The sequence below is a fragment of the Faecalicatena faecalis genome, from assembly GCF_012524165.2.
Taxonomy (GTDB): Bacteria; Bacillota; Clostridia; order Lachnospirales; family Lachnospiraceae; genus Faecalicatena_A; species Faecalicatena_A faecalis.
In genome coordinates this window covers 1-15,061 of the sequence record NZ_JABACJ020000036.1, presented here as the reverse complement: position 1 = coordinate 15,061, position 15,061 = coordinate 1, and the positions used below count along the sequence as shown (strand labels likewise).

The window sequence follows — 15,061 nt, the reverse complement described above, 5'->3', positions numbered from 1 at the left end:
CTTAACTCATTTTAGACAAGATTTCCCGTGGCTTCAGCCGCATGACCGTCACAGACGAAACGCCCACTGCCGCAATGATTACTGCAAAGCCAATCAAATAGAGTTCTGCAAGGTTCACAAGTCCTACCGATACCTGAATCTCTTCGATGCTTGTATCAGAATTGATAAGAGAATCATTGCCTCCGACTACTGCCGAGCCGCCCGGATCCGACGCAACCGCCCCCTGTTGCTGGTTTTCCGCCCCATTCTGCCTGCTTTGTTCTAAAAGCTGATTGCCAATCTGTCCTGCAATGGCGCTACTGGTGAAAAAGGATAACCCAAAGGCAAGTACGGCAATCATCATCACCTCGACCAGAAACTGTCCGATAATGTCAGATTTCTTCATTCCCACAGACAGAAAAACACCGATTTCATGGATACGGGTTTTCGTCCAGAGTGTCAGGATTAAGGCCAGTATGATGACACTGACTATCACAATCACGGTCAAAAGCGTCACAATCAGACTGCCCAGTGCTTTAAGAGGCTGGGCTGCTTTCTCATAAGCCTCATTATCCACCGTAACCGTAAAGGCATCCCAGTCTATGGAAGACAATTTTTGCACCTCAGACACGATCCGTTCCATATCCTGGGGATCCTCCACAGTAACATGGATTACAGAAAAACCCTTGATTGCGGGACTGTCCTCAATTTTGACCGCCGTATCCAGATCCGTGAAAATCCGGTTTTGAATCTTATCATAGCTGGTGACCATCTCTTCCACCCCTTCGACTTTCGCCGGAGCAAATAATCCTACAATCTGAACCTTTATCTCTTTTCCCTTCGTACTTTGGGTTGTCAGATAGTCTCCCACGCCCACCCCGCTTTTTTCTGCCAGGTCAAGACAGATTACAGCTTTGCCAGTATCCTCCTGGGTGAGGTGCCTTCCTTCCACTAAAGAAAGTGTACCGGAAGCAAACAGTTCGTTCTCCTCTGTTCCCCAGACGCCCAGCACCTTCGTCAGTTTCCGGAAGTCTTCATCTATCGGAATCTTTCCGGCAAATAGCGATAATTGCTCAAAAGCCGCCAGATTTTCTACAGATGCATCACAGTATTTGACACCCTCCATCTGCCTGATTTCCTTTACCTGTTCAGGGTTTAGCTGTTTGGTGGAATACATCAGAAAATTCGTGGCCTGCTTCCCACCGTCATTCTCCGGCCCGTTTACCGGCTCCCTGACCAGATAGGGGTTTTCATCCGACCAGTCCACTGCCACCTCAAAACTGGCTCCCAGGCTTTGCCGCAGTCCAAGCTGTGCACTCTCTGACGCTCCCCAGATGGAAATCCCGGTCAGTACAAAAGTTGCCATAATAAGAAGAATTGCAAATAGGAGAACTGTTTTCCCCTTTTTTCGTGTGACGTATAGGAACGCCCGTTTCATAAAACTCATAGCTTCTGATACCTCCTGTATTAATTTTGTTGTTCTGAACGTATGATCAGAATAGCATCTCCATATGGAACCAGTATGAAATCAGCATAGAAACAGGGCATAAAAAATGCGTAACAGATGTAAAAATCCGTTACGCAATAAAAGTCTAACTTTTTGGGGGCACATCAATAAGCTGAATGGTGAAGCGCATCCCTTCCGGTTCATCCATGGGAGCAAAGGAATAAGGAATGTGTAAAGTTTGAAAGATTGTATCCACAATATACAACCCCAGGCCATTCCCGCCGCTGTCCCGGCTCCTGGAAAAGTCAGGCCGGTAGAACGGCTGAAACAGACGGGAAATTTCCTCTTTGTGGATTGGGGTACACTCATTTTCAATGAATAAGGTATGTTCCACCATATATACAGAAACAGACTTCCCTGACTCCGTATAGGCAACTGCATTTGCAAGGATATTAGAGACAGCCCTGCCAAACTCCTTTACCGGAATTCTGACTGGAAAAGCCGCTGGCATTTTGAAAGAAAATGAGATCTGGTGGGCCGCTGCAATCAACTGATACGGTTCACAAAGTTCTTCCATCAAATCCGGTAAATTTGTCTCAACCGGTTCCTCCTGCGATACTGCCATATTTAACCGGGAGGTTTCTAAAATATCATGAATCATAACGGCAAGCTGTTCCACCATCTCCTTGCATTCCGGCAGATAAGCCTCGCAGTCCTGGTATTTCCCCACGCCAAGTATCATGTTTTCCAGAGTCGCATTTAAGGCAGTCACCGGAGTTTTCAGCTCATGGGATGCTGCCCGCAGGAAATCCACCTTTGACCGTTCCAGCTCCCGGACATGGTTCTTTTCGCCTTCCAAATGCTCAATGGTGGACAGCAGGTTAAAATAAAGCCCATTGATGTTCTCCGCCAGCAATCCAATCTCGTCCTTAGAGTGGATGGTACATCCTGCTGTTTTGTCCAGTTTCTTCATCGGGTCTGTAGAAGCAGAGATTTCCTGAATGGGTTTTGTAATTCCTTTGGTCAGCAGGAGTGAACAGACAACGGAAATCAGCAGCGAACAGCACAAGGAGATGGGAAGTGCCTTCTGTACCGCCTCCGTTACAATCCTCTCTCTTGCAATGCTGACTGTAATGTTCCCTGCCGCTTCTGTGGCAGGTGTGAAATCAACCTGCATCCTGGGGGCAAGCAGATAAAGGAAACCATGTATGAGTACGATGAGCAACAGCATAATACCCAGTGTATAAAGAAAAAACTTAGGAAACAGCTTTAATCTTCTCATCTTCATACCTCATACTTGTACCCCACACCCTTGACAGTGACAATGCAGTCAAGATGGAGCTTCTTTCTCAGATTTTTGATATAGGTGTCTATGGTACGGTCTATGATTGGATTCTCGTCTCCCCACAAATCGTCCAGAATCTGGAAACGTGTGAGAACCAGCCCTTTATGCTCAACCAAAAGCCGGAGCAGGTCCATTTCCTTTGGGGTAATGTCGATTTTCCCCTCTGGTCCGCTTGCCGTATAGCCGGAGAAATTGACCGTAATCTCACCAAAGGTCATCACCTCCAGCGGCTTCGTCTGTCCGCTCCGGCGCAGAAGCGCTGTAATCCGTTTTCCCAGAAGAACCATGGAAAAGGGCTTTGTCATATAATCGTCAGCCTGTTCATCAAAACTTACCACCTGAGTCCCTTCGTCTTCCATTGCGGTGAGCATCAGAACGGGTATGGAACTTGTCTTGCGAATCTCGTGCAGTACGGACAATCCCGTGATATGAGGAAGCATGATGTCCAGAACAATCAGATCAAGATTCCCCTGGCGGAAAATGTCCATGGCCTCCGTGCCATCATATGCCGGAATCACCTCGTGTCCAGCAGGCCTTAAATATTCACAGATACATTCATTTGTCCTTTTATCGTCTTCTACAATCAACAATCTTGCCATAAAATCTTATCACCTCTTATATCTCAGTGTAGCATTTTTATGTGGAGCCAGTATGAAATCACCGAGAAATCTTAGCTAACCGTGAGCATATAACCAGATTTCATTATACTATATCAGTTCCAACGAGTAAAACTCGTATTTACTTGATTTCTTATTCCATGTCCATTATCTCCTTTGTGCTATCAAAAAAAAGGCGAATCTGTTTATCGGGCTGCTCTTCTCCCGACAAAATAATTTCTGCATACTCCTCATACCAGGTGATTTTCCAACAACTGCTATTTACCGGACCGCCATCGTTCTTTAATTCAAAATCTTCCTGGGATATTTTCTTCTTATCTTTCTCAAGAACCAGCCGTCCTCTTGCTGATCCAAAAGGCCAGTCGGGTTCCCCGATTGCCTGCAGTGTCAGTGTATAGGTTCCATCCGGTGAAACAGACCGCGGCACCCACCCATCCGAGGCTTCTGCCTACCATAATGCTCTCAATTTCCGAAACGCTCTCCTTCATGGCTCTCATTTCTTCCATTTTCTGATTTACGATTTCCTCTGAAACACCATCTTTGATTGTGGCTATAAAAATATGTCTGACCATGTATTTTTCCTCCGTCTTTTCATTAAATTTTTTCTGCCCAGGCTTTCAGTTCCTCTGCTCTGGCATTGGAAGAAAAACGCCTGCCTTCCTTCAACTCTGCACCCTTGCAGGAATCTTTTAAGTCTGCATTTGTTCCTCCCATTCCGCTGCTGCCGGATGTGGCAAAAGGTACAATTACTTTTCCTTCCAGATTATAAGATTCCAAAAAAGCGTTGATAATTGTGGGAGCCACATACCACCAGATGGGGAATCCTACATATATCACATCATACTGCTCCATATTTTCAACCTGATTTGCAATCGCCGGCCGGAAAGATTTATTATTCATTTCCACACTGCTGCGGCTCTTTTTGTTTGTCCAATCCAGATCTGCTGATGTATATTTCTGAACGGGCAAAATCTCATGTAAATCTGCATCAATGGCAGATGCCAGTGTCTTTGCTACCTTTGCAGTCACACCACTTGCTGAAAAATATGCTACTAACTTCTTACTCATCATGAATTCCTCCGTTTCTTACATATAGGTAACTGTTTCTGAAAGTTCTTTTCTCTGCGTATGCATAGCGAGTGGTGTTGTTCCCTCTACCGGATAGCCGAGGTCAAGAATCATCAGGACTTCCTCATTTTCAGGCAGTCCAAGCTCTTTCGCTGCCACTTCCGGATCGAAGAAGTTAACCCAACAGCTATCAGCGCCTTCCGCTTTTGCAGCCAGCATCATATGAGTTGCTACAATTGTTGCATCCTCAACACCTGAATCACGCTTTTCTCCCGGATATGTAAATACATTTGTTGTATCAAACGCTACAACGACCACCGTTGCCGCACCATATCTGCAGGGAGTTACCTTGTCAATTTGGGCAAGACCTTCTTCTGACTGTACAACATAGATACGCTGCTCCTGCAGGTTCTTCGCTGTGGGCGCCAGTCTCCCTGCTTCAAGGATTGCATCAAGCTGCTCCTTTGCCACTGGGCGTCCATCAAATTTTTTACACGCATAACGATTTTTAACTACTTCAAAAAACTCCATCATCTTTTCCTCCATTCGTTATTTTTAGTTTCTATTCCAAGGCTTTGAACCCAATCTCGGACAGTATCAACATCCGTATCACTTGAAAACCTGTTAGCAGCAAGCCAATTCACATCAGAGGAACACAGTTCCTTTAAATTGCCTTCACTTGTACTGATACCGCTTCCTCCAGATGTACAAAAATCAATCATTGTCTTACCGGAAAAATCATAGCTTTCAAGAAATGTATCTATAATGCGAGGTTCTTCGCCCCACCAAATCGGATGTCCAATAAAGACCGTATCATAATTCTCTATATTTTCAATAGTATTGGAAATCTCCGGCCTGGATGTGCTGTCATTCTGTTCCCGATTTGCCCTGCAATCATCATTACCGTAATCTAAATCCTCACTGCTGTAAGCATCCACCGGCATGATTTCAAACAGGTCTGCTCCCGTAACTTCTGCAATCTGTTCCGCAATCTGTTTTGTAGTACCTGTCGCTGAAAAATAAGCAACCAGTATCTTCGTTTCAGATTTCTCTGTACCGTCAGCACCTTCTGCAGGCTCTGTGTTTTGTTCTTCTGACTCTGCCTCTGTATTTACCTTTTCTGTTGTATCCACATTCTCAGACTCTGTGCTATTTCCTGCATTTCCACATCCTGCAAGCGTTAAAACCATTAGCATAGCTGCCAAAAATAATGAAAAATGTTTCATTTACAGACCTCCAATCAAATAGATTTTCCAAGTTTATAGGCCGCATCCATATGTGCCGTTCCACGAGTCATAGATGCGGTTCCGCATCCGGTACCGAGAATCATGCCGCAATCCTCAAAGCCAAGATAATTGCAAATTCCCAGATAGTGGTCTTTTAAATAACCCAATGTCTTAGGATTGCTGTCCCATGCTGCTGCAATAAGGACTGTTTTCAGACCTTTTCCTGAAATACTGCTGTTGAAACTGTAAAAACGGTCAATTACCAGTTTCAGCTGTGCTGACATCCCAAAGTAATAAATAGGTGAAACAAAAGCCACCATATCTGCACTTCTCATTTCCTGCTCAACAATCTGCATATCATCATTCTGTACACAGCTCCCACGCATACCACAGGCATCACACCCCTGACACGGATGAATATTCATATGTGCCACATCCAACACCTTTACATTATGCCCGGCTTCTTCCGCGCCTTTGATAAATTGCTCTGCAAGGGTATTGGAAGAACCTTTTTTGTGAGGGCTTCCCTCAAGTACCAAAATCTTCATTCGCTTTTTCCTCCTGAATCTTAGTTTTTACATAATCCCAAATCTGGAGAAGAAGTTCTCGATGTGGGCGGGATTCTCATGGTCCATGAAAATATTGCTGCCCTCATCCATCCCTTCGATCTGTTTCATTTCATCTTCTGTAAGCACAAAATCGAACACATTTAAGTTCTCTGCCATACGCTCTTTATGGGTAGATTTTGGAATCACCACAATGCCGCTCTGAATCATAAAGCGAAGCGCTGTCTGTCCTGCATTCTTGCCATACTTAGCACCAATCTCCGTAAGTACCGGATGAGAAAACAGGTTCTTCTCGCCTTTGGCAAACGGTGCCCATGCCTCAATCTGTGTTCCAAACTTATCAAGGTACGGTCTGATTGTTTTCTGCTGCTGGAACACATGCGTTTCAAGCTGATTTACCATAGGCTTAATTTCTGCAAAGGATGCAAGATCAAGGTATCTGTCTGCATAAAAATTACTTACACCGATCGCTTTTGCCTTACCTTCTTTATATGCTTCCTCCATTGCCCTCCATGTACCATAATAATCATTGTATGGCTGATGGACAAACAGAAGGTCAATATAATCGGTCTGCAATTTCTGTAAGGATTCCTCAATAGATGCTTTTGCTTTTTCATATCCGGCATTGGCAACCCAGATTTTTGTTGTAAGGAACAGCTCTTCTCTTTTTACTGTTCCTGCTTCAATCGCTTTGTGAACGGCATTTCCTACACCTTCTTCGTTGTAGTATGCCTGAGCTGTATCAATACTGCGATACCCCACATGGATTGCATCAGTCACACAACGCTCAGTTTCTTCATTGCTGATTGTAAATGTACCGTATCCAAGTACAGGCATTTTTACGCCATTACTTAATGTTACATATTCCATCATTCTGCATCTCCTTTTTATTTGTTATTCCGTATTTCATTTCTTAAATAGTCCATTCTTTCCAGTTGCCGTTCTTTCAGATGGATTTCATCCAGAGCCTGGCTGCGCTTTTCATTCAACATCTTCATCCGTTCCCATTTTGTAGAATCCCCGGCAAGCAGCAGTTTCATATAAACTTCCACTTCCAGACTGGTGAAACCCATGTCATGAAGCGCCATAATCAGACTAAGGTGTTCTAAATCCTGATTGTCATACCGCCACTCATCCATGGTCATCTTTACAGCACGGCACAATCCCCATTCCTCATATTTCTTTAGGACTTTTAGTGGAATCTGATACCTCTCACTGATCTCATCGGCAGTCAAAAGCCTCACCTCCTCAAAAACAATAGGTGCAGCAAAGATTTTTATTTCTCTCTTTGCTACACCCATATTCTAAATCTATTTTTTCACTATGTCTAATGCTTATATTACATAATCAGAAATACAGTTTTTGTATTTCATCATGACCTTATATTACCTTTCATTACCTAACTGCTTTCTATCGGTATACGTCCTTGACATACTTTATAAAAGCAGTTGTTGCCTTTGAATAGGATTGTTGATCTTTCCATGCAAGCACCGAACTTAATTCCAGTTTCGGCTCCAACGGAAGAAACTTCATATCATCATAGTGACAGTCCAGCTTTACGCAGATGGCTGCACCCTTCCTTTCCCTTGCTGCAATTACCGCATTATAAAGCAGGTTATAATTCACGCAGGATTCCATCTGCCTTGCAAAATCTCCTGACCAGCCTGCCAGCTCATGATGCACCGGGGTATTCAGATGCACCGTTACCACCTGCGTCCCTACAAGGTCACCGGGACGTATCACATCCTGGGATGCAAGCGGCGCATCTTTATGAATCAAAACGCCCCACTGCTCTTTTGTTTTCATACGGATAAAATCGTATTTCACAATACTCACAGGCTCCAAAAGAAGCCCCATATCCAAAGTTCCCTGCTCCATCCGCTCTTTGATGTCCTCGTTATTTCCGCTGTACAATTCAAATTTCACAAGGGGATACCGCTCCTGGAACCCGGTAATCAGCTTCGCCACCTCCTGCACACCACGCATCTCCCCGCATCCGATTGCAATGATACCGGATAAAGTCTCTTCCTTCTGAGTCAGTTCCTCTTGGGCCTTCTCCGCAAGATTAACCAGTTCCTGCGCCCTGCGGCGGAAAACCATCCCTTCATCCGTCAGATATACACTATGGTTGCTCCTTTGGAACAGCTTTACTCCCAGTTCTTCCTCCAGCTGCATGAGCTGCCGTGACAGCGTTGGCTGGGTGACATGCAAAAGCTGGGCGGCTTTGGTTATATTCTCTTCCCTTGCAGCCATAAGAAAATATGACAATACACGAATATCCATATCTACATTCCTCCTTCTACATGTAACGGGCAGCTAACAGATTATCATTCTTACAGGCGTTACTTTCCTACACCTAGCCTGACTGCAACTTCAACCTATCTATTATTTATTATCTAATTCCTTTAAGGATACTCCTTGGTTGTTTTTCCATGTCCTGGGTCCGCTAACACTATATCCAAGAAGAAAATCCGCGGCGGCCGAAGAACTAGAAAATAAAATATCTTCTGTGGTTTTCAGATTCTCAACCTTTCCCTCACGAAATAATTTTTCTCTCAATTTCACTGCTCCCGGAGACAAAGATTTCTCAGATACCTTTTCATTCACACCGCTCCCTGCCAATACAACAAAACCTTCTGTTGTTACCAGACCTTTGGCTTTCACTGAGCCAGTATGAATATACAGAACATCTTTCTCATCTTCCGCTTTCTTATGTTGGAGAACAGGTTCAAATACCTTATAACCAAGAGCATTGATAAGCACTCTCACATGTGCGATAAATTCTTCCATAACCGCAATCTGCGATTCTTTTAATACCGTATTCTTATATGTATTTTTTGTCAGTATATGATACCTTTTACATTCTTTTGCCAACTCGAAAAACCGATTTTCCAAATAACGTATGTGGGCTTTATTCAAATCACGTCCCACAAAAATTACGGCGGTCGTCCAGTAGTACTTTTCCTTTTCAGCCTGATAATCACGTAAATGCTGTATTAATCTTTCCTGAACCTTTTCAGCTTCTCCTATATAAACGGAATCTGTTCCGTCTTCTTCTTTGCAAAACAAAAAATATACACCTGGCCCAAGAAGTTCCTCCCTCTGAGTTGTCTGAACTTCGATTCTTGGAATCTTAATTGCCTTCCCGTTCCAGTTGGACAGTTCTGCTGTTACAAGACTGTCTGCCGTTCCGTTAACCAGGAAAAGTTCTATTGATTTGCCATATGCCATACCCGTCTCCTTTAATCAAATATCTTTTGCTAAAACGTTCATTTTTCTTACCCCACCTCAGTAACACCAAACAAATTTCAGTCCATCCAAACAAAAAAACACAACCTCATATCTGAACCAAACCGCTGAAACCCTTTGATTTACTGGGCTTTCTTGGACAGAAGGCAGACGGTTTCGACATGTGTTTCTTTCACCCGTAAAGACTGAATCACATCTTCTTCAATTGGGAATGAATACACAATACTCTTCACTGCATGCCCCTGCTCCTTCTGTTCTTCCGGCATATACAGCTTGATTTCCTTTATCATGCATTTAATCAATTCCCGTTTCTCCCTGTCATCCATTTTATCATAGATTTCATCAAAGGACAGCAGAATCTTATAAATCATCTCCACATTCAAAGACTCCTGCTCTGCTATAACACTCCTTCTTCTGCACCCTTCTATCCTATCTTCTGTTTCATAAATCTGATTGTATATCTTATCCAGCCTGCGATTGAACTCATTCCGTTTTCTTTCCACATACTTATCATCTGGCAGATTATCTATATCCTGTTCTAAATTCATCCTGCTTCTAGCCAGACGCTTTAACTCCTTCTCATAGTTCTTTATCTCTTCCTGTATCTTCGTCACATCTACAGCAACGCCTATTTTCGCCTTAATGTCACGGGCAAATTTAGGATTCCGCAGAAGTTTCTTCGTATATTCCAGCACCTCCCGTTCCAGCCTTTCCGCTGATATTCCATTTCTCCGGCACTGTTTTGTTCCTAAAGCCCGTTTATAATGACTGCATACATAGGTAAATGTTTCCCGGAACGTACCGTCTTTATTAGTCCACTGGTTACAATCCACGTTCATTGCAGAACCGCATTGCGGACAGCGTGCAATCCCGGACAACAAATGCGCTCTGCTCTGGCTGATGTTATGGTTTCCCCATGATTTTTCTTTCATCACTTTCCGAATTTCCTGTACTTTCTGAAAATCCTCTTCTGACACTAATGCTTCGTGGCTTTTCTTCTCACTCATTACAAATTCTTCCTGTTTTACAAGACGCTGTTCGTTGTTTGAACCTTGTACCTTCTCCGTCCTTCTCCTGCCCCATGCGATCCTGCCAGTATACAGTGGGTTATCCAGAATCCGCTTTATCTGGTCTGCTTTCCAGTCATTGAATTTGGGATTGACCGCATTAGGAGCTGGTTCTCTTGTATAACCATTCTGATTCAGAAACCGAGCTATTGTAGAATATCCCATCCCTTTATTCAAAAACAGGTCGAAAATCATCTTCACAACCTCTGATTCACCTTCTTGTGGCACTAATTTCCCCTCTTTCAAATCATAGCCATAAGGCGCAAATCCTCCATTCCATCCCCCGGATTTTGCCTTTTCTTCTCTTCCTAACAGGCTTTGCGCTATGATATTTTCCCGCTCCAATTCTGCTACTGCCCCAAGTATGGTTATCATCATCTTTCCCATTGATGTAGAAGAATCCAGTCCATCCTCTACGCACATCAGATGTACGCCATACTGCATAATAAACTCAAGCGAATTCAAAACATCCCTTGCGTTCCTCCCAAACCTTGATAGTTTATACACAAGTACATAATCTGTCTGCAAAGCCCCCCGTTTAATCTTGTCAAGCATTGTCTGAAATGCTGTCCTTCCCTCTATGCTCTTTCCGCTTTTTCCCTCTTCCACATAAACTGCCAGCACTTTCATTCCCTGCCGCTCCGCACATTCGGTCAGATACCGTTTCTGTCCATCAAGACTATATCCTTTCACCTGTCGTTCACTGCTTACCCGGATATAGATAACACATGTCTTTCCTGTTCTTGTCTGATACATTTTCCTGTACTCCTTTCATGTTTTAAAAACGGTCAGCCCTTATGGGGAACTGACCGTTGTAGATTCTATTTCTTATAGCACTTCTCTTCTGCCACATATTTTGTTACAATATTAGACAGCACATTGATAAACCTCTGATAACTCTGCTGTTGTTCCATATCGGCTTCATTCCCTGCCGGTATATTTATTTCCACACCATTTTCGGTGGTGTATGTCTTATATTTTCTGTGAGTCTCTGGTTTCAAGAAACTCCCCCTTTCTTCATATCGTCCTGTATGTATGGTATTAAATCTTCTCTATTAATCCTGCTTAAATGCCCAATCATCTTATTTCCAAGTGCCGGGCTGTATTTTGCATGTCTCAGCATATCCTCTATCCGTTCCAGACCACCTAATGCTTCGTGTTCTTCCAGAAAACAGAATCCCTTTACCGCAGACAATACGCCGCCTTCTTTAAGCCACCTCTGGGTTTCCAGAAGGGTACTCCGGGGAGTTTCCGTATGTAATTGTAAAGGTTCGACTGCCCCCAGAAAACGATTCCAAAACTGGCACGTTTTCCAGCGGCTTCTGTTACTCTGTTTCTTGTCTGGTACAATGAATCTTAAATTTCCTGCCAAGAGGTCAAATGCCAGTTTTCCCAATTCCAAAGGATTATCTTTAAAAAGCATAGCAAAGGTATGCGCCTTATCTTCACGCAACTGTATCTCCGTCCGTTTCCAGCTCCCTATCTCTTCATATGGCTTCTGATACTTCATACTGACTTCCTTATCCTTATCATAGAAGCGATAAGACAGATTGGATTTCCCCGCCCCGATATACACTGTTTTAGCGGTATCCTTCTCCGTATAACTGCTCTCAACAAACCGATAACTGTTGCTGTTTCCAATAAACTCTTCCCTTTCACATTTCCGCTTTATCTGCTCTGGTGTAAAAAATGGCGTTTCGTTCCTGTCATCTATTGCTATATCCAGTCTTGTAAACCGGAACTCACTGCCATATAACCTTTCACAATGCCGGAATAAATCCCCAAAAGAATAACCGTGCATATCTAATATGCGGAAAATTTCGTCACATCCCATACCGCTTAATACAAGATAACACCCTGTCCCATCTGGATTATCTTCTGTCTGTTTGGAATCCCCGAACACTTTAATGCTTCCTGCCTGATATAAGCTCTGATATGACTTATGTTTGACCTTTGCTGGATACTTCGTAAAAATATCTATCGGGAGTTCCAGCACCTTCCGAATGACCTCTTCTGCCCTGGCAGAATCAAATACAATGCTGATGTAATCAATCTTGATACTCACATTGTCACGTTTTGCGATTGCCTATCCTCTCCTTTCCGGTGTGCTGGTTAGTACACCTTTCAAACATCTACAAACGTTGATTTCTGGCTGTTTCTGAATTATCAATCCTGTATATGCAGGGCGGTGTTACTTCTACGCCCTGCCGGAACGCCTGCGGCGTTCCTTCCTGCCCATTTTCCGCTTTCCGCCTTCGGCACAGCGGAGAATGGCAGGAACCTTAGTTTCCCACTCCAAAAGGATTAAATAATGCTTTTAGAATTAAAACTCTCATGTTATAATGCTTATGTAAGCAGATAATTAACGCCGTTACGCTTAATCAATCATTTCTACTTGATATTAACGCTACTGCGCTTATTTGTCAATATTATTTATGGTTTTTTTATATTTATTAAGTCTAATAGACTGAAAGGAGTTCTTATGAATTATCGACTGTTAGGACATAACATTCAACTAATCAGAAAGTTAAAAGGATTAACACAGCAGGAACTTTCCGACCAGATTGGAATCAATCTGCAAAGTCTGTCCAAAATTGAGCGTGGAATCAACTATCCCACTTTTGAAACATTGGAAAAATTGACAGAAGCATTAGGTGTTACCCCAAATGAACTTCTTGCCGGGGAACTAAAAAGCACTGCCCATATAGAATCTGACATTCTGGATTTTCTGGATCGTGAAGAGCGGCTGAACGTAGAACTTGCCCACGGTCAATATGACAATCCACTGGATGAAGAGGAATGGCTTGAATATGAATTACAAAAACTACAGGAATATATTTCCGATTATGTTCATTCAGAGAAACGAAGTGCCGCAGACCTTTATCCCTTGAAAAAACTCATTCAGTACCAGAAATTTCAAAAGCTTTTGGACAGATATGACGATTACCTTTGTTTTGATATTTTTGGTGAAACGATTGAAGGTCATAAGCATGTGAATCCTTATGCAAAAGAAATCATCAAGACGATGACTACGGATGAAGAAGGAAAGATTTCTTCTGAATTGGACTATCCAGACGATTTTGACTAATTTCCCTTATCCTCCTCCCGAAAGGTACAGGAAAGCAAAAAGCCTTGTCAAGAATGCTCCGCACCGCTTACGCGGCTAGTTCTTGACAAGGCTTTTCCCTTTCCCGTGAAGAATAATCAAGAGGATAAGGTGAAAGACTGCAAAGGTATTTGCAGACCTACACTACATACTACTCGTTCGTTAAATTAAACTCCTTTAAAACCTCATAGGCATCTAACATACCTGCCATATAAGAATTTATGTGATAATCATATTCTCGTTCCTCTTTTCTGGCAATAAGTGTATCCACGACGCTCCTCTGTTCATCCGTCAGTTCTAGCTCATCTACTGCTTTCAGTGCCTGTTTCTCTTCTTCCAGCCTTTTCAGATATTCGGTGTCCTTTTCCAGCAATTCCGTTAATGTGCGATTTTTCATGCTGTCTGCTGCCAGTTTCAATAAATCTGTAATTCTGCTCATTTGTTTCTCCCTCTGTTCTATTTCTTGATTTGCTTTATGGTCTCTTTGCTTACCAGTTATATTCTGAATCATGTCTTTCATAAGCAGGATACCTGCCTGTATGCCTATTTCCGCATAAACACTTGCGCTCTCACTTGCCATAGCATTTGCGAGATTAAGTAACTCAAACTGTTTATCTTTATCACACTGTAATGCCAGTTTTTCATATTCAAGATAAGTGTCATCCAGTCTTTCTTCATAGCTTCTGTTATCTTCCTCTGGACTAAGACCATATAATAAATAGTCTGCTACCCCTCTTATAGTTGCACGCTTGAATATTTCTTTTGTGAAATCCATTACATCCCCCTCTCATTAATGTTACACCGTTAATTTATCACAGTTTATTTCCCTTGTCAACCGTGTACCATTAACCTTTCAGTTTGAAAGCTCCTATACTCGTCTTAACCGTACAAAGTTAAGGAGATGGACTACTATGACATATTCAGATGCTATTATCAAACGATTGACGGAATTATGTTCAGAAAGAGAAATCACAATAAACCGACTTGCCACACTGTCTGGTATCACACAGTCTACCGTAGACAATCTGATGAAAGGCAAGACAAAGAACCCTAAATTAAAAACACTTCATAAATTAGCTGTGGGATTGGATATGACAGTATCTGAACTACTTGACTTCCCAGAAATGAATGAGACTGCTTTTGAGGATGAATAATAACCGCAGAACATTAATATATACGATTCTTAACGGTATACCATTAACATTTATTTTTGTTTGATTCTATACTTTGAGTAGTTTTTAGACCATTTAGGAGAATCCCCATGACATATTCAGATGTTATTGATTATTCCGGGCCTGCGGCCCACCTAGGCCGCAGTTTAGCGCAGTTAGACCGCGCATCAGCTCATTTGATACAATCCGCGTTTCGGCACATGCCGATCGCAGATCAGC

Annotated in this window: 19 protein-coding genes; 2 read left to right on the top strand and 17 right to left on the bottom strand. The window is 42.8% G+C overall.

The features are described 5' to 3' along the window. Window position 1: 1 nt before the first annotated feature. From HGO97_RS22065 to HGO97_RS21990, 16 genes are all read right to left on the bottom strand, one after another. Entirely contained in the window at window positions 2-1,345 is a 1,344-nt protein-coding gene (locus HGO97_RS22065; RefSeq protein ID WP_246597694.1) for an ABC transporter permease, read from the bottom strand. Window positions 1,346-1,571: 226 nt separating this feature from the next. After that, window positions 1,572-2,708: a sensor histidine kinase gene (locus tag HGO97_RS22060; RefSeq protein WP_216245299.1), complete on the bottom strand. Its 1,137-nt coding sequence runs from the start codon at window positions 2,706-2,708 to the stop codon at window positions 1,572-1,574. Window positions 2,709-2,710: 2 nt separating this feature from the next. After that, window positions 2,711-3,370 carry a response regulator transcription factor gene (locus tag HGO97_RS22055; RefSeq protein WP_216245297.1) on the bottom strand — a complete coding sequence of 220 codons (660 nt, stop codon included), beginning with the start codon at window positions 3,368-3,370 and terminating at the stop codon, window positions 2,711-2,713. Between the two features lie 151 nt (window positions 3,371-3,521). Next, complete coding sequence (locus HGO97_RS22050) at window positions 3,522-3,815, bottom strand: hypothetical protein (RefSeq protein ID WP_216245366.1); 294 nt, start codon at window positions 3,813-3,815, stop codon at window positions 3,522-3,524. Further along, the gene (locus tag HGO97_RS24580) at window positions 3,712-3,960 is read right to left on the bottom strand and encodes a Dabb family protein (protein WP_216245294.1); all 249 of its coding nucleotides are present in this window, start codon (window positions 3,958-3,960) and stop codon (window positions 3,712-3,714) included. Before HGO97_RS24580 ends, HGO97_RS22050 begins: the two co-directional genes overlap by 104 nt. Before the next feature lie 22 nt (window positions 3,961-3,982). Then, the gene (locus HGO97_RS22040; RefSeq protein ID WP_216245360.1) at window positions 3,983-4,456 is read right to left on the bottom strand and encodes a flavodoxin; all 474 of its coding nucleotides are present in this window, start codon (window positions 4,454-4,456) and stop codon (window positions 3,983-3,985) included. An 18-nt stretch (window positions 4,457-4,474) separates the two neighbouring features. Continuing rightward, complete coding sequence (locus HGO97_RS22035; RefSeq protein WP_330654322.1) at window positions 4,475-4,990, bottom strand: nitroreductase family protein; 516 nt, start codon at window positions 4,988-4,990, stop codon at window positions 4,475-4,477. Beyond that, a complete protein-coding gene (locus HGO97_RS22030; protein ID WP_246597691.1) occupies window positions 4,987-5,682 on the bottom strand; it encodes a flavodoxin in 696 nt (231 codons plus the stop codon). The genes HGO97_RS22035 and HGO97_RS22030 overlap by 4 nt, the downstream gene beginning before the upstream one ends. 14 nt (window positions 5,683-5,696) lie before the next feature. After that, window positions 5,697-6,230, bottom strand: coding sequence for a flavodoxin family protein (locus HGO97_RS22025; RefSeq protein WP_216245292.1), 534 nt, complete (start codon window positions 6,228-6,230; stop codon window positions 5,697-5,699). 27 nt (window positions 6,231-6,257) lie between these two features. Beyond that, complete coding sequence (locus HGO97_RS22020; protein ID WP_330654321.1) at window positions 6,258-7,121, bottom strand: aldo/keto reductase; 864 nt, start codon at window positions 7,119-7,121, stop codon at window positions 6,258-6,260. A 14-nt stretch (window positions 7,122-7,135) separates the two neighbouring features. Continuing rightward, window positions 7,136-7,549, bottom strand: coding sequence for a MerR family transcriptional regulator (locus HGO97_RS22015; RefSeq protein WP_330654320.1), 414 nt, complete (start codon window positions 7,547-7,549; stop codon window positions 7,136-7,138). Window positions 7,550-7,658: 109 nt separating this feature from the next. Continuing rightward, window positions 7,659-8,531 carry a LysR family transcriptional regulator gene (locus HGO97_RS22010; protein ID WP_216245290.1) on the bottom strand — a complete coding sequence of 291 codons (873 nt, stop codon included), beginning with the start codon at window positions 8,529-8,531 and terminating at the stop codon, window positions 7,659-7,661. Window positions 8,532-8,633: 102 nt separating this feature from the next. Then, window positions 8,634-9,479, bottom strand: a complete 846-nt coding sequence (locus HGO97_RS22005) for a GIY-YIG nuclease family protein (protein ID WP_216245289.1) — start codon at window positions 9,477-9,479, stop codon at window positions 8,634-8,636. Between the two features lie 140 nt (window positions 9,480-9,619). Beyond that, window positions 9,620-11,320, bottom strand: a complete 1,701-nt coding sequence (locus HGO97_RS22000; RefSeq protein ID WP_216245286.1) for a recombinase family protein — start codon at window positions 11,318-11,320, stop codon at window positions 9,620-9,622. Between the two features lie 65 nt (window positions 11,321-11,385). After that, window positions 11,386-11,565 carry a hypothetical protein gene (locus tag HGO97_RS21995; RefSeq protein ID WP_216245284.1) on the bottom strand — a complete coding sequence of 60 codons (180 nt, stop codon included), beginning with the start codon at window positions 11,563-11,565 and terminating at the stop codon, window positions 11,386-11,388. After that, complete coding sequence (locus HGO97_RS21990; protein ID WP_287842482.1) at window positions 11,562-12,617, bottom strand: replication initiation factor domain-containing protein; 1,056 nt, start codon at window positions 12,615-12,617, stop codon at window positions 11,562-11,564. The genes HGO97_RS21995 and HGO97_RS21990 overlap by 4 nt, the downstream gene beginning before the upstream one ends. A gap of 429 nt (window positions 12,618-13,046) precedes the next feature. Between HGO97_RS21990 and HGO97_RS21985 the strand changes: the two genes are divergently transcribed. Beyond that, window positions 13,047-13,652, top strand: a complete 606-nt coding sequence (locus HGO97_RS21985) for a helix-turn-helix domain-containing protein (RefSeq protein WP_216245280.1) — start codon at window positions 13,047-13,049, stop codon at window positions 13,650-13,652. A gap of 169 nt (window positions 13,653-13,821) precedes the next feature. Here the strand turns inward: HGO97_RS21985 and HGO97_RS21980 are convergent, their stop codons facing one another. Further along, window positions 13,822-14,445 (bottom strand): hypothetical protein, encoded by a 624-nt coding sequence (locus tag HGO97_RS21980; protein WP_216245278.1) that lies wholly within the window; start codon window positions 14,443-14,445, stop codon window positions 13,822-13,824. Window positions 14,446-14,581: 136 nt separating this feature from the next. Here HGO97_RS21980 and HGO97_RS21975 point away from each other — a divergent pair, with 136 nt between their 5' ends. Beyond that, on the top strand, window positions 14,582-14,824 hold the full coding sequence (locus HGO97_RS21975) for a helix-turn-helix domain-containing protein (RefSeq protein ID WP_132273904.1): 243 nt from the start codon (window positions 14,582-14,584) through the stop codon (window positions 14,822-14,824). Window positions 14,825-15,061 lie beyond the last annotated feature (237 nt).

Coding starts and splice junctions, on each gene's coding strand:
- HGO97_RS22015 (WP_330654320.1), bottom strand. CDS start 7,549: ATGGGTGTAGCAAAGAGAGAAATAAAAATCTTTGCTGCACCTATTGTT.
- HGO97_RS22055 (WP_216245297.1), bottom strand. CDS start 3,370: ATGGCAAGATTGTTGATTGTAGAAGACGATAAAAGGACAAATGAATGT.
- HGO97_RS22020 (WP_330654321.1), bottom strand. CDS start 7,121: ATGATGGAATATGTAACATTAAGTAATGGCGTAAAAATGCCTGTACTT.
- HGO97_RS22005 (WP_216245289.1), bottom strand. CDS start 9,479: ATGGCATATGGCAAATCAATAGAACTTTTCCTGGTTAACGGAACGGCA.
- HGO97_RS22010 (WP_216245290.1), bottom strand. CDS start 8,531: ATGGATATTCGTGTATTGTCATATTTTCTTATGGCTGCAAGGGAAGAG.
- HGO97_RS21985 (WP_216245280.1), top strand. CDS start 13,047: ATGAATTATCGACTGTTAGGACATAACATTCAACTAATCAGAAAGTTA.
- HGO97_RS22025 (WP_216245292.1), bottom strand. CDS start 6,230: ATGAAGATTTTGGTACTTGAGGGAAGCCCTCACAAAAAAGGTTCTTCC.
- HGO97_RS22030 (WP_246597691.1), bottom strand. CDS start 5,682: ATGAAACATTTTTCATTATTTTTGGCAGCTATGCTAATGGTTTTAACG.
- HGO97_RS22000 (WP_216245286.1), bottom strand. CDS start 11,320: ATGTATCAGACAAGAACAGGAAAGACATGTGTTATCTATATCCGGGTA.
- HGO97_RS22060 (WP_216245299.1), bottom strand. CDS start 2,708: ATGAGAAGATTAAAGCTGTTTCCTAAGTTTTTTCTTTATACACTGGGT.
- HGO97_RS21980 (WP_216245278.1), bottom strand. CDS start 14,445: ATGGATTTCACAAAAGAAATATTCAAGCGTGCAACTATAAGAGGGGTA.
- HGO97_RS24580 (WP_216245294.1), bottom strand. CDS start 3,960: ATGGTCAGACATATTTTTATAGCCACAATCAAAGATGGTGTTTCAGAG.
- HGO97_RS22040 (WP_216245360.1), bottom strand. CDS start 4,456: ATGAGTAAGAAGTTAGTAGCATATTTTTCAGCAAGTGGTGTGACTGCA.
- HGO97_RS21975 (WP_132273904.1), top strand. CDS start 14,582: ATGACATATTCAGATGCTATTATCAAACGATTGACGGAATTATGTTCA.
- HGO97_RS22065 (WP_246597694.1), bottom strand. CDS start 1,345: ATGGCAACTTTTGTACTGACCGGGATTTCCATCTGGGGAGCGTCAGAG.
- HGO97_RS22035 (WP_330654322.1), bottom strand. CDS start 4,990: ATGATGGAGTTTTTTGAAGTAGTTAAAAATCGTTATGCGTGTAAAAAA.